The sequence below is a fragment of the Mesorhizobium sp. WSM4817 genome (genome assembly GCF_055811135.1).
Genome location: NZ_JBVVQQ010000023.1, coordinates 77,624 through 95,100, shown reverse-complemented (window position 1 = coordinate 95,100; position 17,477 = coordinate 77,624). Strand labels below are relative to the sequence as shown.

Sequence of the window (17,477 nt, the reverse complement as noted above, 5' to 3'; positions counted from 1 at the left end):
AGGCGCAAGACATGTCGCTCAAGGGAAAGACGCTGTTCATCTCCGGCGGGTCGCGCGGCATCGGGCTGGCGATCGCGCTGCGCGCCGCGCGCGACGGCGCCAATGTGACCATCGCGGCCAAGACCGCCGAGCCCCACCCGAAGCTGCCGGGCACGATCTATACGGCGGCTGAGGAGATCGAGCAGGCCGGCGGCAAGGCATTGCCGATGCTGTGCGACATACGCGAGGAGGGGCAGGTGGCCGAGGCGGTCGCCAGAACCGTCGAAAAATTCGGCGGCATCGACATCTGCATCAACAATGCCAGCGCCATCCAACTCACCGGCACGCTGGAAACCGACATGAAGCGCTACGACCTGATGCACCAGATCAACACACGCGGCACGTTCCTGGTTTCCAAAATGTGCATTCCGCACCTGAAGTTGGCCGACAATCCTCACATCTTGAATCTGGCGCCGCCACTCGACATGAAGGCCAAATGGTTCAAGAACCATGTCGCCTATACGATGGCCAAATTCGGCATGTCGATGTGCACGCTGGGCATGAGCGCGGAGTTCGCCAGGGACGGCATCGCCGTCAATTCGCTGTGGCCGATCTCGACGATCGATACGGCAGCGGTGCGCAATCTTCTGGGCGGGGCGACAGTGGCGGCGATGAGCCGTTCGCCCGATATCATGGCCGATGCCGCGCATGCGATCCTGCTCAGGCCGTCGCGCGAAGCGACCGGCAATTTCTACATCGACGAGGAGGTGCTGGGCGCCGAGGGCGTCAGCGATTTTTCGATCTATGCGCCTGACGCGACAGGTCCGCTTGCCGGCGATTTCTTCGTGCCGGACGAGGTGTTTGCGAATTCGAAAACCAACGTGAAAAATATCTACTGACTGGCACCGGCATAGCCCTCGTTTCCCAACCGAAGCAGGAAACAAAAACCCCGCCGGCGAGGGGGTACCGGCGGGGCTCATGTGTCCCGCTGGAGTCGGGACAGGGCAGGGAAGCCCTAGCCAGAATCTGGGGTGGACGACCTCGCGATTCAATGCCTGGTTAAATCGCGACTTACATTCTCCTGCAACCTCGGCTCACTGCCGGAAATTGCCCATCCCGGTGAAACGGGGGTGGGCTGCGTCTTCCCGCATAGATTCCAGAAACCAGTTCAGGTTCCTGGAATTGCGAATTAATTCGCGCTGGCGACCGGCGCCACCAGCGAGGTGATGCGGCGGATGGCGACGCGACGGTTCTCGCGCTCAGGCTCCGACGTATCGACCTTGAGATACTCCTCGCCATAGCCCTGTGTCGTCAGGTTCTCCGGCGGGATGCTGAAGGCATTGCTCAGGGCTTCGGCGACCGCCTCGGCGCGACGGTCGGACAGAGCGAGGTTCGCCTCCGGCTTGCCGACGGCATCGGTATGGCCCTCGATCAGGAAGGTTTCCGCCGGGTTCTTCTCCAGCAGCTTCTCCATGGCGGTGGCGACGCCTTCCAGTTTCTGCACCTCGGTTTCGGGGATCGAGGCTGAACCGAATTCGAAGTTCAGCGTGTCGAGGTCGATGCGGCGGGCGATGTCGCGCACGCGGGCCGAGCGCTTGACCTCGTCGATCGAGTAGAGGCGCTGCACCCTCTCCACCGGCGGCTGTTCTAGGAAGGCATAGTAGTCTTCCGGATCCTCGACCTCCTCGGAATCCAGAATGTACTCCTCGCGCGGAATGTCGATCCGAATCGGCGGCAGGTCGTCGCCCGGATCGCGCCAGTCGCCATCGTCCTCATAGTGTCGCTCGTCGACATAGCTCAGCACATATTCGCGCCCATCGGGCGCGATGCGTGAACGCTGGACGACGTCGCCGTAACGGTTACGGATGGTGACGATCTGGATACCGTTGTCACGCTCGACGATTTCCCGGGTGCGATTGCTCGACAACTCCTCATAGTAGACGTTCCGCGCGCCACGCCGCATGCGCGGCGCATCGTCGCTTTCCACGATCGTCTGGTTGTTGAACTGGAGGATGACGCGGTCGCCGAGTTCCCTGACGACGTCGACCCCGCGCGGGCGTTCACGACGGCGGCGAATGTTTTCCTCGTCGGGCGCACGCTCAACGCGTCTGCCCTTTTCCTCCGTCGCCCGAACCATCCTCTCAAGCTTGATCGCCTGCTGGGCCGCCCTGTCGTCGGTGGGCGGCGGTCCCTGGTCGACCGGAGCCGGCCTCGGGGCTTCCGCCTGTTCGCCGTCCTGCTGGGTGGGCTGACCACCCGCGTCCTGGCCGCCGGTCTCTTGCGCGTTGTCCCTGCCGCCCTTGCGCTTGCGCCTGGCATCCTTCTGGCTGTCGAACACTGGAGCCTCGCCTTGTGCCGGACCTTCGCCTTCGGCGGGCGCGGCCTGTTCGCGCTCGGCGGGCTGCTCGCCGGTTGAAGGCTGCTCGCCTGTCACCGGCTGTTCGTCGACAGGCTTCTTGCCGCGTTCCCTGGCCTGATCCCGGGGCTTGTCGCCCTCAGCGGGAGCCGTTTGCTGGTCGGTCGGAAGCGGCTCGGCCTGCTCGCCGGCTTCCTTGCTGGCTGGCTGTTCGGATGGTGCGGCTTCGATCTGCTGATCCTGTTCCCGCTTCTTCCTGCGCGGCGTGACCTGCTCGTTGTCATTTGCAGGTGCGACCTCTTCGCCAGGCGCAGCCTGCTCGGCTTCCTGCTGCTGTTGCCGGTCGCGCTTCTTTCTGCGCGGTTCGGGCTGTTCGTCGCTGGCAGGCGCCGCCTGCTCGGCGGGCTTTTCGGCAGGTGCTGCTTCCTCCTGCTGTTGCCGGTCGCGCTTCTTTCTGCGCGGTTCGGGCTGTTCGTCGCTGGCAGGTGCGGCCTGCTCGGCGGGCCGTTCGGCCGGTGCGGCTTCCTCCTGCTGTTGCCGGTCACGTTTCTTTCTGCGTGGCTCGGGCTGTTCATCGCTGGCAGGTGCGGCTTGCTCGGCCTCCTGCTGTTGCTGCTCGCGCTTCTTTCTGCGCGGCTCGGGCTGTTCCTCGCTGGCAGGTGCGGCCTGCTCGGCCTCCTGCTGTTGCTGCTCGCGCTTCCTGCGCTGACCGCCCTGCTGCTCCTCGCCGGAAGGCGCGGCCTGTTCCTCGCGCTTCTTGCGAGGCTTCTGCTCCGGTTCCGCCTGCGGTGCGCAGCCTTCCGCCGACTCGCCTTCGGGGCAATTCGATTGCACGGGGATCAACGGCGTGGCGGTATTCTGCGGTGGGTCGAACGCGGCACTGCCCTGCAACGGGAATGCGCCCAACGGCGCGGACGCCATCAGCAGGCCAAGTGCCGTGCCTGCCAGAATCCGTGGTTGGCGTTTCATTAAAAATCCTCCTTTGGCGTCCCATCCCGGCCCAAACTGTTCATCAACCGGATTGGTTCCGGTTAGCGGGCATTAACGGCTACGAAGGGCAATTGGCCGGCGTTTTGAAGGCGACTTCGTGTTATTCCTATGGTGCCGGCCTATGGTGCTGGCCGGGTCTGCGTCTGTTGCGGTGCTTGACCTTCACCCGGCCAGGGGCCACATCCCGTCGATGGAAACGCCGTTCTGGAAAACCAAGACGCTCGAGGCGATGACCCCGGCCGAGTGGGAATCGCTTTGCGACGGCTGCGGCAAATGCTGCCTGTCGAAACTCGAGGACGAAGACACTGGCGCGATTTACTGGACGAGCGTCGGCTGCCGGCTGTTCGACGCCGAAACTTGCCGCTGCTCCGATTATGCCAACCGGCTGGCGCGTGTCCCGGACTGCGTCGGTCTGACGCCGCAGAATGTGCGCACCATCAGTTGGCTGCCCAAAACCTGCGCCTACCGGCTGGTCGCCGAGGGCCACGATCTCTACTGGTGGCACAGGCTGGTTTCAGGCAGTGCCGAGACGGTGCATGAGGCCGGCATCTCCATGCGGGGCCGGGTCAGCGCCAGCGAGACGGATCTCGCCGAGCCCGACGACTATTTCGAGCACATGCTGGACGACGAGCCCTAGCGACGGGCCTTCAGGAACCGGAACCGGCTGCCCGACAGCGCGTTTTCGACCCAAATGGTTCAGAACCGACCGGATTGTTCAGAACCGGTAAGCCGAGAAGACTGCGCAATTGCTTGTTTCTACATGAACCAGAAATGAACGGCCGGTTCGTAAAAAGTTCAGATACGCAAGCGCATTCTCCTCGCCATCGGTTCGACCAAGACACATTGGTTCGATCAAAGGCGGGCGGAAGCCCTGAACAAGGAGAGAAGACATGTTCAACACGATCAAGACGGTGGCCCTTTCGGCGCTTATCGGCCTCGGCACGCTTGCCGCCATTCCCGCCACAGCCCATGCAGACAGCATCTACCTCGGCTTCGGCAACAATGACGAACCGCGCGTCGGCGTCTATTCCGGCGATGACGATGATTACTACCGCGAACGCCGCCGCGAACGCGACTGGCGCCGGTCCTGCTCGCCAAACCGTGCTCTCGGCAAGGCAGAGCGCATGGGTCTGCGCCGTGCCCGTATCATCGACGTCGGCCGCCGCACCGTGAAAGTAGCGGGCCGCCAGTATGGCGACCGCGTCGTGGTCGTGTTCGCCAATGAGCGCGGCTGCCCGGTCCTCTACCGGTAAGCGTTCGGCACGTTTGCCTACCGGCAACGGCCTGCTTGGTGGGGATGATCTTCTGCGAAGGTCAGCTTGGGACATGACCTTCTGCGAAGGTCGGCCTGGAGACACGACCTTCGCAGAAGGTCGGTCTGGAGTAGAGCCCCCTGAGATAGAAGGGTGCGGCTCGAAAAAACCCCGGAGGACCAATCCTCCGGGGTTTTTCATGCAGCAAAGTCAATATTGCTGCAACAGCCGCCTTCAGCGGGCGGTCACTTCAACTCGAAAGTGACTGTGACCTGCACCGTGTAGGAATTCTCGCCAGCCTGCACCGGAACCGATTCGCGGGCCGCATCAAAGGCCTTGGCGGTCATCGGTATCGGCGGCGGCGCGACGTTCTGGTCGGTGATTTCCAGCACCCGCCCGATGCTGACGCCGGCGGCTTCGGCCAGCGTCCTGGCCTTGGCCATTGCGTCGGCGACCGCCTTCTTGCGGGCTTCGGTGACAGTTGCCGTTGGATCCTCGTTGGAGAACGAGATGCCGCCGCCCTGGTTGACGCCGAGCGATACCGCCTTGTCGAGAATCTCGCCTGTCTTGTCGATGTCGCGGATGCGCACCGAAAGCGTGTTTGTCACCTGGTAGGCGATGAGTTCGGCTTCCTGGCTGCCGTCCGGCTTGTTGGTATAATTGTAGCGCGGGCTGATCTGGATGCCGGCTGTCTGCAGGTCGCGCTCCTTGATGCCGGCCGACTTCATTGCGGCGATCACCGAGGCCATGGCGTCGTTGTTGGCATCGAGCGCGGCACGCGCGGTCTTGGCCTCGCGCATGACGCTGAGCGTCAGCAGCGCCAGATCGGGGGCCGCGGTCGCTTCGCCTTCGCCAGTGACGACGATGCGGGGCGGCGGCGGCGAATCGGCCGCGCCGGCCATCGCCGGAAAAGCGATTGCGGCGGCGAGCGCCAAGGGCAAAAGATGTCTGGTCATAAAAATCTCCTCGGTCTGCGATCCAGTCGCGCTTGTCGACTACCGCATCCGCCCAGGAATCGGAATCGATTTCGGGAAGCACGATGCGTAGATTTAAAGCGTTAGAGCGCATCTTGCGCGTCTAAGTGGACGCACGTCGCTCTAGTGTCTGAATACGGGCTGATTTGGACGATTTCGGCCAGCCCATCCGGAAAGCCTTGTGCGATTCGGGGAAAAACATTAATCCAGCCGCGTGTGGGGCCTGTAGCTCAATGGTTAGAGCCGGCGGCTCATAACCGCTTGGTTGGGGGTTCGAGTCCCTCCGGGCCCACCATAACCATTGATGTTATTGACAAAAACTGCCCTCGGCCCAAAACGTTTTGGGCCCATTATGGGCCCAAAGCAAACATCGTGGTTCCGGTTTGTTCCGACTCAATTTGATTATTTGACAATGCGGAGATTTGCCCGCCGCTTCATGGCATCACGCTTGGCCTCGCGCTCGTTGATGGCACGAGCAATATCAACCGCGATCCGCTTCTTGTTGGCCTCACGCACATATTCATCTGTTACCGTCATGGAGGAATGGCCCATTGCCTCCATGATAGCCCGCGCTTGGATGTTGCATTCAGCGAGGTAGGTGCCGAACGTGCGGCGCAGGCCATGGAGCGTGTAGCCGCTAGGAATTCCCGCCTGCCGCGTCCAGTGCTGCATCATGCCGGTCAGGCTCTTTTCCGAGAATGACCTGCCATAGGCGTTCTTTAAGACAGTGCCGCCTTTCGAGCGATCGAGCGGGTCCAAGGCCGCTGCTAGTTTGTCTACGACTGGAATGAACATCTCCCGCCCGCCATGGCGATTGCGGTTCTTCTTCTGGCGAAAATCAAAGGCCTCGATTAGCACCAGCGAGCCGTCGAACAGTTCGATCTCTTCCGTTAAAAGATCGTCCCACTCAAGAGCAGCGATATCGCCGCGCCGATTTCCAAGCCAGAAGCCGAGTGCATAGCAGGTGCGTGCGGCTGTGCCGATTGGGTGTCGCTCCTCGAACCTTTCGCGCGTCGCAATTGGCCAAGCTGGGTTCTTGGTCGATTTGGGCACCCGCACACGGATAGATAGCGATGGATCATCCTGCGGCTTGATCCATTTTTCGACATCGGTCGCGACCCATAGAAGCTTCTTGATGGCGACCAACATGTGTTTGGCGACGGTGCGGTTTGTCCTGAAGATGCCTTCAATGATGGCGCGAAGCCGATCCGCGTCGAGATGTTCGACAGGAGTATCGCGCCAGGTGAGTGGGTAGTTGGGATCGACCCGCAGGTTTAGAAAACGCTCGATCAGTCGCGCATTCTTCTGCTGCGTGGCTTCATCAAAATCCAGCCACTCCATTGTCGTTTCAAGCCGGCGCGCGGCATGGCCAAAGCTTTTTGGCAGTGCCCGACCAGGCAAATCGATGATAACTGCCTTCTTGCCTTGACCCTGCGTGGCCTTCTCGTAAGCCGCCTCGAACTCGGAATCGCCGGGCTTACCGGGAATGCGGAGTTCGGGCATGCCTTTTGCGCGGTAGCGATAGATTAGTTTGCCCTTCTTGAGGCGCGAAGAGACCCCAGGGTATCGCGCATCCTTGAAGGGCCTAGCCATCAAACCCTCCTTCCAGACTTCTGCCGCTGGTGCTCAACGCGCGGGGAGTCCTCCAGCATCGCCTGTAGCGGAAGGGCTTCGCTTTCGATGGCAACGCGCAGGAGCACCGGGTAAGGGAAGCCTCTGCCTTGCTCTATGCCTTCGAATGTGCGTTTCGGTATTCCCAGCACCTTAGCTGCGGCTTCGGCAGTGAATCCTCCCTTGGCCCGCCAGGCTTTCACTTCTTGTGCAATCTTCTCATTCTCGTTCACGTCACGCCCCTCCGTACGGCAACGATTATACGACGCCTGCGGCGTATACGCAACGAGCGTATTGGTTACCTTCTTTCTCTATCCCGTCTGCTTCTTTCCAGCAGTTCTTGAAGACCACTATCTTTATCCGGCAACGAGGTGAAAGCTATGTCGAGAGCCACCCGGTCCCAGACAGCGCGGCTGTTGATGCGCTTGGGCTTCGGCATGCGCCCATCGGCGACCATTTCATCAAAAAGCGTCGATCCGACACCGATGTAGCGAGCTGCTTCCTCACGGGTTAGACCTCGTGGGGGATACGAGATTGCATCACTTTTCATGGGCGCTGCCTCGCTCCTGAGACTCCTGGCGTGTTGTTGTCGAAAGCCACAAGTTGCATCCTGGGTTGCCATTCGCAGCGAGGGGTCCGTGTCGACTTAAAGAAAAAGAGCGCGTTAAGCGGAAGGGGCCTGACTAGGTTCGTTCGGCTTAAACTGGCAGCAACGTGTGAACGGGTGGATCACGGCAGGAGAGACTACCCGTGGGGCATGTCAGCGGACGGCTGGCCGTCCCCGTTGCATTCCACGACCGAGGCTTACCAACGGCGAGTGCCCCGTTGGCCTTTTCGCAGCTTCTTTAGTGTCGAAATTTGAGCCGTTATGCTGAGCGCCGTCGTCGTCCCGAACACCGCCACCATGAAATAGCTGTCTTATGTGCCGAAACTGATACGCCATTTTCGACATAGACGTAGGACCAAGACAATTTCGAGTAGCCGATCGAAATCGGCGATGGCACTGCACCACGATCGGAAGCTTTGCTCTGGGAGCGATCGACGAGCCACTACACGGATGTCGCGTTTAGGCCGGTTGCCGACCGTTGTTCGACACAAGGAGGCTTTCATTTCGGTGCGAGCGTCATGGTGATCTGACCCAAAGCAGCCATAGTCTGCGGTTAATCGCGGGCGGCGTTTCCATTTTTCGATATCCTGAAGTCGGCGGTACCGCCGCGAGGATCCGACGGAGACGTAGACGCGGCAGGCGGGCAACAAATCTCCTGACATACCGTGTTACGGAGTGCTTGCACGATAAGGCCGATGACTAAAAGGCACCATGGTAGTGCATAGTTCCAGGGTTCAGGATTGATCGGCTTGCGTGCCGTGCAGCAGTCGTTAATGATGTTGAGGCAAAGTGGTTTGTGGCGGATGGAATCGTAGGCCGCGCCGAGGCTGTGGCGAAGGAAGATTAGATGGCCAAACACACAACCGTTCACAAGCTGCGACCGGAAACTGGGAATGGCAACGGCACCCGCGATACCCTGACTGCACTTATCGAAGAGGCTCATCGTCAGAACAAGCGCGACAATTCCGGGCGAACCTTGGTGCGCGAGCAGTCGCCGGCGCGATTCTACGGCGGAGGTTCGAGCATGTTACCCGAAAGTCTTCAGCCGCTGCTACGTGAGGTTGCGCCAGCGCGCCGGGTAGAGCAACTCGTCCTTGTAAAAGAAATTCTATGGGAAATTCAGGAGCTGATTAACGAAGTCCGGCAGACCGCGTTGCTGCGCTCGCATTCGCTCGAGCCACGCCATACGATAATGTTGGTGGGCCCACCCGGCACTGGAAAAACGAGCCTTGCCGAGGCGGTCGCCACAGAACTTGCGCTTCCGTTTTTCACTGTTCGCTACGATGGCTTGGTTGGCAGTTATTTAGGCGAGACGGCCTCGAGACTTCAATCAGTCGTCGAATATGCTACCCGGACGCCTTGTGTCCTCTTCTTTGATGAGTTTGACAGTGTTGGGAAGGAACGCGCTGATGCTCACGAAACTGGGGAGATTAAGCGGGTCGTCAGCTCTTTGCTGCTGAACATGGACGCACTGCCGAGTAGTTGCATCGTGATTTGCGCGACCAATCATCCCGAGCTCCTCGACAGGGCGGTTTGGCGCAGATTCGAGATACGCCTAACACTTCCAAAACCCGGAGCGGCTGAACTGCGGGAGTGGTATTTTAAGACGGAGAACGCTCTCGGTGAATTAGGTATAAGCGCCGACAATTTCGTGAAAATATTTAAGGGGGAGACATTCTCTGAAATAGAGGCCGTAACACTCGACGCTCGCAGAAAAGTTGTGCTATCGCATGGGAAGTTGAGGCCTAGCGATGCATTCGCCCAAGCGCTCGACAGGTGGAGTAGACGTCGAGACGTTGGGGGGGCTCAGTCGGGTGGCACAGAAACCGATAGTAAGAATAAGCAGAGAACCGGCAAGGCGAAAGCGAATCAAAGGTCAACGGGCGAGGTTCCCGAAGGCGATCTCTTGGGGAGAACAAGCAAAGCGCCATGACGCCAAATTCGGCGATATAGAAAGTGGCCTTGGGCGGATCCTGAGCGGCGCAGACCTTTCAACGTCCCCTAGTGAAGTAACCCCCGACCGCGCGCTCGTTTTCGAAGTGATCGGCCCGCTGTCGAACGTGGCGAAATTTGTCGCGGCGGTACGCGCGGCCGGGTTTGAGTGGCTAGGCGAAGACTTCGATGAGGACACTAGCGACGAAGACGAAGGCGAGGAAGCAGACGAGCCTGCCGCTGACAGCGGTCAGAGCATGCTCTATGTCACCATGCCTACCATTCGCGGTCTTCAGAAGGTGCTTTCCCTATGGAAACAGTATTCCACCAATCAGCCAAAGCCTAGGACTCACGACGGGGAATGGTGGCCTCTTTTCGCATACTTGAACGACGTCAGGACATGGTCGGCTAAAGACAGGGTCGACCCTGCGCTCTCCCGTTTTGTCGACCGTATGATGCGAAAATTTCCAGACCGACCGATCCGGTTGGAACTTGATCTCTGGTTCCGAAGTGACCTCAATTTGAGAGCGGCGGCACGCGAATATGTTACCGATCTCATGTCGCTGGTCGCCGGAACCGTCCTCGACTTCGTTACGATTCCAGAAATCCAATATCAGGCAGCTCTAGTCGAGCTACCAAACGAGCAGGCGCTTCGCCTCGGCTCACTCCAGGGCCCTCTGTCGACTGCCGACCGCGTGATGCGCGTCCGACCGCAGTCGCTTTATACCAGCGAGGCCGGGGATGCTGCATTCTCAGTCTCTGATCATCGTGATCCTCCGTCGACACCTGACGCAAGACCCGCAGTGGTAGCGCTACTCGACGGCTACCCAGTCGAGAACCACGTCCTGCTGAGGAATAGGCTGCGGGTGAGCGAAGTGGACGTTCATGCTGTAAACGTCCCCGTGGCAAGGCGCAGGCACGGTACTGCTATGGCGTCTCTCATTATCCACGGTGATTTGGGTGACGATACTGTTCCTATCGACCGGCTACTGCAAGTGGTGCCGATACTTGGCGCGCCGCAAAACCTCGCAGAAGAATGCACACCACAGGATCAGCTTCCGCTTGGCCTAGTTTATCGGGCGGTCTTGTCATTGGTCGAAGGGTCTGATGGCGTGGGGCCCATGGCCGAAAACGTGGTCGTTATCAACCATTCGATCTGTGATCGAGAAGCGCCGTTCGGTCAGCGCGCGAGCTACTGGGCGAAACTGCTCGACCACCTTAGCCATCGTTTCCGGCTGCTTTTTATCGTCAGCGCCGGAAACAACATGGAGCCTTTCGCGGTCGACACGTACGCCGACTGCAATGCATTCGAAACGGCTAGTCCAGTAGAGCGGCAGATCGCTCTGCTTAGCGCTCTCAATCGGAGCAGGGGGGGCAGGATAATGCTGAGCCCCGCGGAAACCCTCAACGGACTAACTGTGGGCGCGGTACATGGAGACAGTTCCGTCGGAGCGCCTCTTGGTTTCGTGGATCCCTTTGACACAATGTCGGGCGTAGCAAACCTCGCGTCGAGCGTTGGGCTTGGAGTTAATAGAGCAGTGAAACCCGACATTGTCGAACTCGGTGGCCGGCAACTGGCACGTTCGGAAGATGATGCAGGCTTCGTTTCAGCCTGGGCAATTGAGCACCCGGACGTCGGTCAGGTGACCGCGGCGCCTGGTGTCGGCGCTGCCCAAAACCTGGTCAGGCGCAGTACGGGTACAAGTAACGCTGCGGCTCTCACCACACGAACAGCCGCGCGGCTGGTGGACGTTCTGGAGGATCTCTTCGACGAAAACGGCGAGCAGTGGCTGGAGGCCAAAACGCGCGCGGTCGTCTTGAAGGCGCTGCTCGCTCACGGCTGCACGTGGGGCGGCGCAGGCGAGATATTGTACGAACTTTACCCTGGTGGAGCTCTCCGGAAGAAAGAAGCCATCAGCAGCGTGCTAGGATATGGCCGTCCCGATCATTCGAGGGTCTTCAGTGGTCAAGGGAATCGCATCACTCTGCTTGCCGACGACATAATTTTCCCCGATACGCTCCACGAGTACAGACTTCCCATCCCCCGCGCGATGGTCAACAATCGCGAGCTTCGGCGGGTCGTGGTCACACTCGCCTGGAGCAGTCCGATCGATCCTATAACGCGACGTTACCGTGGTGTCCGCCTCGAAGTTGTCGATGGCGATGGAAAACGGGATTTCTGGAAAGGGATCAAACGCACACTCTCGCCGGACGGGCGGGCCGCGCGACGCGGTACGCTCCAACACCTTGTTTTCGAGGGCAAAAACCTGATTTCGCAAGGCGGTTCGGGCGATATTTTCCTCGGTGTTCAGGCAATGGCGGAAATGACGCCCTTTGCCGCGGCGGAAGTGCCATATGGCCTGGCAGTGACTCTTGAGATGAGCCAACCCGTCAGGACAGACCTTTTCGCAGACGTAGAGGCACGCGTGAGAGCTAAGCGAGTCGACGTGACGCAGCGAGTGCCAACCCGGGTGAGAACCTAAGGTGCCAGGCGACAAAAAGAGTATCGGCTACAAGAGCCGCGCGACCATCAAGAGCTATCTCCAAGACATCGGAGACGATGAAGCGGTGGAAGAGCTGTTCCCCAGCGGCGGGGTTGGACAAGGTCTGGCCAGCCCTTGGGGAAATCAGGTCTGGGCCCATACGGGAATGATGTGCGGCTTCCTGCCTCCTGAATCGGGCGGTCAGCTGGCGCAAATCCAAAGCGCGTTCTCGCTCGAACCTGACGAGACGCTAAAGAACTCGAGGGTCAAGATTACGCTCGAAAAGTTCTGGATTCACAGGTACCCAGGCAGCGGCACTCACCAGATACTATGCGAGTTCACCGGAAAAAACCAACTCCAGAATGAGCCGGAAGAATTGCGTTTCGCGCTGACCACAGAAGCCAAGGATGGGGCAAGTGCAGCGATCAGCGGGTCTCCCATCTTTCTTGGTGTGTCGGTCGGCGAAAACGGAATCGCGTTCGAAGGAAAGACCATCAACGTCATCAGCAAGGGCGACGAAACCATTCTTAACGCAATCGGGAGCGGTCCGTTTAAAGAAGGTCTGGGCCTGTTGACCAAGGCTCAACCCGCTCTCAGGCCGTTCGTCGGCCTAACATCCAGCGTGGTGCAGTCCGTTCTCAGTAGGAATAAGAACAAGCAGGTATTCCATTTCAAGCTCGGACTAGATTTCGCGAAGAGTCAAACTTCGGTGCCGCTCCGGCACGGCTCGTTCATTGTCGCGCAGGGAGATTCTTCGCATTGGGATTGGAACGCCTTGGCGTGGAACACGGGCTCCGGCCAAGTCGTCGACAAATCGACGAAGCGCCCAATTTTGTTCAACTATATCGTTTTCAGGGTGTCCGCTTATGCCTAGGTGCCTGATTGCAGGAACATTGGAAACTTTGATCACTGTCAGTTCTGTTGGCGCAACATTACCTACCATCGCGTGGTTCGACGGTTGCGTGCCGCGGCAAGTTGAAAAGGAAGGGAACTATGAGCAATCCTAGACGCGTGGCCGTCTTTCTCGACGGCACTGGAACACTGTCGGCGACAACACAAACGTCTGGCGCATCAAAATCTCTGTGCGACCCGGACGATTCCCAGCAACTTATCCAATGCGGCGTTGGCGTCGGGACCCACCTTGGAGAGAAGGTGAGGGGAGGTCTCTTCGGCTACGGCCCCGATCACGAGATCACCGACGCATATGAGTGGCTAATCGACCATTACAACGAGGGCGACCAGCTGTTCGGTCCTCGGCTTCAGCCGGGGAGGCTATACCGCTAGGGTTGGCGATCGACAAGGATTCGCAACTCGTTCAGGCCAACGCTCTGGACCGGACGATGCTTCTAGGCGCAACCCCAGCCTCGCCACGTCCTCTTGAGATGTAGAGCAGCGCTGGTTGTCGGCGCTCATGCGAATGTCGGGGGCGGGTATGCAGGTGACCTGCTGGTCCAGATCCCTCTGAAGTGGTTCATAGCCAAGGCTACGGCGCTCGGTCACAAGTTGCGCTGGGACGTGGATATCGACCAAGCAAACGTCGTGCCACGCATATCCGACTCCTAGCCAGCTTCTTAGGTGGCAGCTATCAGTTTTTCAGCAGCTGGTATTTTAGAACGGTCGACGTCCAACCGGTTCTGGGAACCAAAGCTCGGACGTCGACGATCAACGAAACCATCGATGGCAGCGTATTCGATGGTTGGTACCCCAGAACATCGTGGAGCGGGCGAAACGCATGGCGGTCGACTCGGGCGCAGTAGCGCAGTCAGTTGTGGCCGGGGGCCCGAAAACACTCGCACCAACCTAATGTGCCCACAGCAGACCTTCATGTTACGATAGGTGCGGAGACCGGGGTTGCAACCATACTTGTTTGAGTTCAGCCGCGGGTTTCGCGTTCTCAATTTCATCCAGATAATCGGCCCACCATTGCATCATTCTGACTCGCTCTTCCCAGTGCTCTGCCCGGGCGTAGGCGCGGCGAACTTCGTTGTTCTCAATGTGGGCTAACTGCCGCTCTATGGCGTCCGGATGCCACTTGCCGCATTCGTTTAGCAGAGTTGATGCCGTTGCTCGAAAACCGTGCGCGGTTGCTTCTTCCTTGCTGTAGCCAATGCGACGCAACGCGGCGTTAAGCGTGTTGTCAGAAATCGGACGCCAATTCGATCGAACACTATGAAACAGCAGCGATCCACCTCCAGATATTTCTCTAAGCGAGGTCAGAACGCTGACGGCCTGCCTTGAAAGCGGTACGCGGTGCGGCCGTCGCATCTTCATGCGTCCTTCAGGGATGGTCCACACCGAGCTTTTGAAATCGAACTCGTCCCATCCGGCCGCGCGCAGCTCGCCGGGGCGGGGAAACAGCAACGCCATCAGCTTCAGGGCGGCTCGGGTTGTAGCCTGTCCGTCAAATGCATCGATCGCTCTCAGCAAGCCTCCCAAGGCCTTAGGATCGGTAATCGCGGCACGCGACGTGACCGTCGGGCTGATGAGTGCACCCCTCAGGGCGATAGTCGGATCTGCCTCGGCGCGTGCGGTCGCGATTGCGTATCGAAGCACGCTGCCGATGGTGGAGCGCAGTCGCCTAGCCGACTCGTATCGACCGCGAACCTCCACGCTGCGGAGAACGGCAAGAATCGTGGCCGAATCGATCTCCCGAACACTTTTGTCTCCAAACGTTGGATAAGCAAAGTCGAGCAGCCATTTGACCTTGGTGATGGTCCGGTCGGCACGTCCTTCCTTCTTCAGCTTGTCGATATATTCCGCCGCGATTGAGCGAAAGGTGTCCTTTGCCGAATCGGCCTTTTTTTGCCACTTACGCTCCTGTGCGGGGTCGATGCCACGTAGGAGGAGACGTTTGGCGGTATCGCGCGACTCGCGTGCCTCAGCGAGGGAGATAAGAGGATAGCTGCCCAATGCTAGAAGCTTCTGTTTGCCGCCAAAACGATAGGCAAAGCGCCATAGGCGAGATCCGGTAGGCTGAACCCAAAGCTGGAGCCCGCCACCGTCAGACAATTTGACGAGCTTGGAAGCGGGTCGGGTATTTCGGCATTTCACGTCGGAAAGGGCCATTCTCGGGACCTCCATTTGGCTCCATCGATACCATCAGGATCTCCAATACCAGCGAAAATACCAGCCCCCCGGCTCGTTAGACCAACTACGCCGAAATTCCACAAAACCCGACCATCCGCGCTTTTCGCGCCGAAATCGGAAAAGATTTCAGCTAGTTGGCGGAACAGAAGCGTAGAAGCTTCGGCGAAAGAGACTCTCGGGAGAAGAGGGGATGGTGCCCAGAGGCGGATTCGAACCACCGACACGCGGATTTTCAGTCCGCTGCTCTACCAACTGAGCTATCTGGGCCTGTTCCGGCACGCGGGCAGTTCTGCACGCCGGATTTCTTGAAAGCGCCGCAGGCGCCCCTTGAAAGCGCGTGGGTTATAGCACGGGAATCCGGCCTGTCCAGCGCCTAAGCGTTGATTTCAAGCGGCAAACGAGCAATCACTGGGCAGCTCGATTCATGGGACGCGGTCGAAGTCACCAAGCCTTGCCGACGCTTCATTTGGGAGGGTCGTTGTCCGTTTCGTCCTCGTCGTCGCGGCCCGGAATGACATAGGCGCCCTTGAGCCAGCGGTTGAGGTCGATGTCCTTGCAGCGCACGGAGCAGAACGGGTAGGTCTCGCGCGCCGACGGCTTGCCGCATTCGGGGCAGGGCCGCTTGGGGCGCAGCGGCGTGACCTTGTCGTCCGAACCCGAGTTCATGGCCGAACTGACTGCCAGTTGGCGTGCACCTTGAAGCCCTCGCCGGCCAGCAGCGCCACCGTCTCATAGAGTGGCAGGCCGACGACGTTGGTGTAGGAGCCGACAAGCTTGACCACGAAGGCGCCGGCCAGACCCTGGACTGCGTAGCCGCCGGCCTTGCCGCGCCATTCTCCCGAGGCCACATAGGCGTCGATCTCGGCGCGCGGCAGCCGCTTGAAACGCACCCTGGTCTCGACCAGTCGCTGGCGCAGCTTGCCGCTCGGCGTAACCAGGCAGATGCCGGAATAGACCCGGTGCGAACGGCCGGACAGCAGTCCGAGGCAATTGTCGACGTCGTCGAACGTTTCGGCCTTGGGCAGGATGCGCCGGCCGACGGCGACCACCGTGTCGGCGGCCAGCACGAAGCTCGGTGCATAATCCTCTTCCGTCTGCAGCGAGGCCAGCGCCTTTTCGGCCTTTTCCTTCGACAGGCGCTTGGCCAGCGAGCGTGGATGCTCGGCGCGCAGCGGCGTTTCGTCGACGCCGGCCGGCAGCACGCGGTCCGGCTCGATGCCGGCCTGCTGCAGCAGTTCGATCCGGCGCGGCGAACCCGAGGCAAGCACGAGCTTCTGCAAAATGCTCATCGCGATCCCGGCCGAGCTCTGACGATCTTACTTGAAACGGTAGGTGATGCGGCCCTTGGTCAGGTCGTAGGGTGTCATCTCGACAAGGACCTTGTCGCCGGTCAGCACGCGGATGCGGTTCTTGCGCATGCGGCCGGCGGTGTGGGCGATGATTTCGTGTTCGTTTTCAAGCTTCACCCTGAACATCGCATTGGGCAATAATTCCGTGACGACACCCGGAAACTCGAGGACTTCTTCCTTCGGCATTCGATACCTTTGCTTGGATGGATTCCCAGCGCCTAGAGCATGATGCCGAAAAGTGTGAAGCGGTTTTCGGACGACATCATGCTCTACGTCTTGGATTTAGAGGCGGATTCAGATTTCAGGTCGAACAGACCTGAAATCATCCGACTCTAGCCGGAATTTGGGCGGAACCTATATGATAATCGTGCGCTTGTGAACATGCTTAAATCAGCCCGGTTTCTCTGCTTCCGGCGCCAGAAAACGGCGGCCGATCCGCGCCCTCAGCCGTTCGCGCACCTCGCGATAGGCGGCCATGATCTGCTCGCGCGTGCCGCCGACGCCAGTCGGGTCCGGCATCGGCCAATATTCGACGTCGACGGCAAGCGAGCGGGTAAGCTCGAGCGCGGTGTGATGGGCTTCCGGCGACAGCGTGATGATCAGGTCGAAATAGTCGTCCTCGAGATCGTCCAGTGTCCTCGGGTGCCGGTCGCCGAGCGAAAGCCCGTCCTCGGCCAGCACGGCGTCGACGAACGGGTCGCGTTCGCCGCCGCGCACCCCGGCCGACGCGACGAAGGTGGTGGCCGGAAGCACCTGACGCGCCAGCAGTTCGGCCATCGGCGAGCGCACGGCGTTCATGGCGCAGACGAACAGGATCGAGCGGGGCAGGATCGAGCGGGGCAGAGGGACTGACAGT

17 protein-coding genes and 2 tRNA genes are annotated in these 17,477 nt (G+C 59.8%); 8 read left to right on the top strand and 11 right to left on the bottom strand.

All coding sequences use genetic code 11. The features are described from left to right. The first annotated feature begins 11 nt into the window (after positions 1-11). A complete protein-coding gene (locus AC0L2K_RS26605; RefSeq protein ID WP_128175681.1) occupies positions 12-878 on the top strand; it encodes an SDR family oxidoreductase in 867 nt (288 codons plus the stop codon). Positions 879-1,168: 290 nt separating this feature from the next. Here AC0L2K_RS26605 and AC0L2K_RS26600 read toward each other — a convergent pair whose 3' ends face one another. Beyond that, the gene (locus tag AC0L2K_RS26600; protein WP_473532767.1) at positions 1,169-3,304 is read right to left on the bottom strand and encodes an OmpA family protein; all 2,136 of its coding nucleotides are present in this window, start codon (positions 3,302-3,304) and stop codon (positions 1,169-1,171) included. Positions 3,305-3,515: 211 nt separating this feature from the next. On the opposite strand from AC0L2K_RS26600, the gene AC0L2K_RS26595 reads away from it, so the two are divergent. Further along, positions 3,516-3,962 carry a YcgN family cysteine cluster protein gene (locus AC0L2K_RS26595; protein WP_091595075.1) on the top strand — a complete coding sequence of 149 codons (447 nt, stop codon included), beginning with the start codon at positions 3,516-3,518 and terminating at the stop codon, positions 3,960-3,962. Positions 3,963-4,215: 253 nt separating this feature from the next. After that, positions 4,216-4,578 carry a hypothetical protein gene (locus tag AC0L2K_RS26590; protein ID WP_128247787.1) on the top strand — a complete coding sequence of 121 codons (363 nt, stop codon included), beginning with the start codon at positions 4,216-4,218 and terminating at the stop codon, positions 4,576-4,578. A 245-nt stretch (positions 4,579-4,823) separates the two neighbouring features. On the opposite strand, the gene AC0L2K_RS26585 is transcribed toward AC0L2K_RS26590, so the two are convergent. After that, positions 4,824-5,534, bottom strand: a complete 711-nt coding sequence (locus AC0L2K_RS26585; RefSeq protein WP_027151186.1) for an SIMPL domain-containing protein — start codon at positions 5,532-5,534, stop codon at positions 4,824-4,826. Between the two features lie 237 nt (positions 5,535-5,771). On the opposite strand from AC0L2K_RS26585, the gene AC0L2K_RS26580 reads away from it, so the two are divergent. Next, positions 5,772-5,847 (top strand) — tRNA-Ile (locus tag AC0L2K_RS26580). 107 nt (positions 5,848-5,954) lie between these two features. Here the strand turns inward: AC0L2K_RS26580 and AC0L2K_RS26575 are convergent. The 3 genes from AC0L2K_RS26575 to AC0L2K_RS26565 form a co-directional block, all read right to left on the bottom strand. Then, on the bottom strand, positions 5,955-7,145 hold the full coding sequence (locus AC0L2K_RS26575) for a site-specific integrase (RefSeq protein WP_473532766.1): 1,191 nt from the start codon (positions 7,143-7,145) through the stop codon (positions 5,955-5,957). After that, positions 7,145-7,396 carry a helix-turn-helix domain-containing protein gene (locus AC0L2K_RS26570; protein ID WP_473532765.1) on the bottom strand — a complete coding sequence of 84 codons (252 nt, stop codon included), beginning with the start codon at positions 7,394-7,396 and terminating at the stop codon, positions 7,145-7,147. The genes AC0L2K_RS26575 and AC0L2K_RS26570 overlap by 1 nt, the downstream gene beginning before the upstream one ends. A 65-nt stretch (positions 7,397-7,461) precedes the next feature. Next, positions 7,462-7,713: a helix-turn-helix transcriptional regulator gene (locus AC0L2K_RS26565; protein WP_473495827.1), complete on the bottom strand. Its 252-nt coding sequence runs from the start codon at positions 7,711-7,713 to the stop codon at positions 7,462-7,464. 904 nt (positions 7,714-8,617) lie between these two features. Here AC0L2K_RS26565 and AC0L2K_RS26560 point away from each other — a divergent pair. The 4 genes from AC0L2K_RS26560 (at position 8,618) to AC0L2K_RS26545 (ending at position 13,469) form a co-directional block, all read left to right on the top strand. Next, on the top strand, positions 8,618-9,703 hold the full coding sequence (locus AC0L2K_RS26560; RefSeq protein WP_473532764.1) for an AAA family ATPase: 1,086 nt from the start codon (positions 8,618-8,620) through the stop codon (positions 9,701-9,703). A 127-nt stretch (positions 9,704-9,830) separates the two neighbouring features. Further along, positions 9,831-12,185, top strand: coding sequence for a S8 family serine peptidase (locus tag AC0L2K_RS26555; protein ID WP_473532763.1), 2,355 nt, complete (start codon positions 9,831-9,833; stop codon positions 12,183-12,185). A gap of 1 nt (position 12,186) precedes the next feature. Beyond that, positions 12,187-13,059 (top strand): hypothetical protein, encoded by an 873-nt coding sequence (locus AC0L2K_RS26550; protein ID WP_473532762.1) that lies wholly within the window; start codon positions 12,187-12,189, stop codon positions 13,057-13,059. Between the two features lie 119 nt (positions 13,060-13,178). Further along, positions 13,179-13,469 (top strand): phospholipase effector Tle1 domain-containing protein, encoded by a 291-nt coding sequence (locus tag AC0L2K_RS26545; RefSeq protein ID WP_473532761.1) that lies wholly within the window; start codon positions 13,179-13,181, stop codon positions 13,467-13,469. A gap of 543 nt (positions 13,470-14,012) precedes the next feature. Here AC0L2K_RS26545 and AC0L2K_RS26540 read toward each other — a convergent pair. The 6 genes from AC0L2K_RS26540 to AC0L2K_RS26515 form a co-directional block, all read right to left on the bottom strand. Beyond that, positions 14,013-15,251: a tyrosine-type recombinase/integrase gene (locus tag AC0L2K_RS26540; RefSeq protein WP_473532760.1), complete on the bottom strand. Its 1,239-nt coding sequence runs from the start codon at positions 15,249-15,251 to the stop codon at positions 14,013-14,015. Between the two features lie 212 nt (positions 15,252-15,463). Continuing rightward, positions 15,464-15,539, bottom strand: a tRNA-Phe gene (locus tag AC0L2K_RS26535). A gap of 195 nt (positions 15,540-15,734) precedes the next feature. After that, on the bottom strand, positions 15,735-15,938 hold the full coding sequence (gene yacG / locus AC0L2K_RS26530; protein ID WP_027155506.1) for a DNA gyrase inhibitor YacG: 204 nt from the start codon (positions 15,936-15,938) through the stop codon (positions 15,735-15,737). Further along, complete coding sequence (locus AC0L2K_RS26525; RefSeq protein ID WP_473532759.1) at positions 15,935-16,561, bottom strand: Maf-like protein; 627 nt, start codon at positions 16,559-16,561, stop codon at positions 15,935-15,937. The genes yacG and AC0L2K_RS26525 overlap by 4 nt, the downstream gene beginning before the upstream one ends. Positions 16,562-16,588: 27 nt before the next feature. Next, positions 16,589-16,807: a translation initiation factor IF-1 gene (gene infA / locus AC0L2K_RS26520; protein WP_006200926.1), complete on the bottom strand. Its 219-nt coding sequence runs from the start codon at positions 16,805-16,807 to the stop codon at positions 16,589-16,591. A gap of 204 nt (positions 16,808-17,011) precedes the next feature. After that, positions 17,012-17,476 carry an arsenate-mycothiol transferase ArsC gene (locus tag AC0L2K_RS26515; RefSeq protein ID WP_268931755.1) on the bottom strand — a complete coding sequence of 155 codons (465 nt, stop codon included), beginning with the start codon at positions 17,474-17,476 and terminating at the stop codon, positions 17,012-17,014. Position 17,477: the final 1 nt, after the last annotated feature.

Bases quoted from the DNA above. Each gene is read 5' to 3' on its own strand.
- AC0L2K_RS26605 (WP_128175681.1), top strand. From the start codon at position 12: ATGTCGCTCAAGGGAAAGACGCTGTTCATCTCCGGCGGGTCGCGCGGC.
- AC0L2K_RS26600 (WP_473532767.1), bottom strand. From the start codon at position 3,304: ATGAAACGCCAACCACGGATTCTGGCAGGCACGGCACTTGGCCTGCTG.
- AC0L2K_RS26595 (WP_091595075.1), top strand. From the start codon at position 3,516: ATGGAAACGCCGTTCTGGAAAACCAAGACGCTCGAGGCGATGACCCCG.
- AC0L2K_RS26590 (WP_128247787.1), top strand. From the start codon at position 4,216: ATGTTCAACACGATCAAGACGGTGGCCCTTTCGGCGCTTATCGGCCTC.
- AC0L2K_RS26585 (WP_027151186.1), bottom strand. From the start codon at position 5,534: ATGACCAGACATCTTTTGCCCTTGGCGCTCGCCGCCGCAATCGCTTTT.
- AC0L2K_RS26575 (WP_473532766.1), bottom strand. From the start codon at position 7,145: ATGGCTAGGCCCTTCAAGGATGCGCGATACCCTGGGGTCTCTTCGCGC.
- AC0L2K_RS26565 (WP_473495827.1), bottom strand. From the start codon at position 7,713: ATGAAAAGTGATGCAATCTCGTATCCCCCACGAGGTCTAACCCGTGAG.
- AC0L2K_RS26560 (WP_473532764.1), top strand. From the start codon at position 8,618: ATGGCCAAACACACAACCGTTCACAAGCTGCGACCGGAAACTGGGAAT.
- AC0L2K_RS26545 (WP_473532761.1), top strand. From the start codon at position 13,179: ATGAGCAATCCTAGACGCGTGGCCGTCTTTCTCGACGGCACTGGAACA.
- AC0L2K_RS26540 (WP_473532760.1), bottom strand. From the start codon at position 15,251: ATGGCCCTTTCCGACGTGAAATGCCGAAATACCCGACCCGCTTCCAAG.
- yacG (WP_027155506.1), bottom strand. From the start codon at position 15,938: ATGAACTCGGGTTCGGACGACAAGGTCACGCCGCTGCGCCCCAAGCGG.
- AC0L2K_RS26525 (WP_473532759.1), bottom strand. From the start codon at position 16,561: ATGAGCATTTTGCAGAAGCTCGTGCTTGCCTCGGGTTCGCCGCGCCGG.
- infA (WP_006200926.1), bottom strand. From the start codon at position 16,807: ATGCCGAAGGAAGAAGTCCTCGAGTTTCCGGGTGTCGTCACGGAATTA.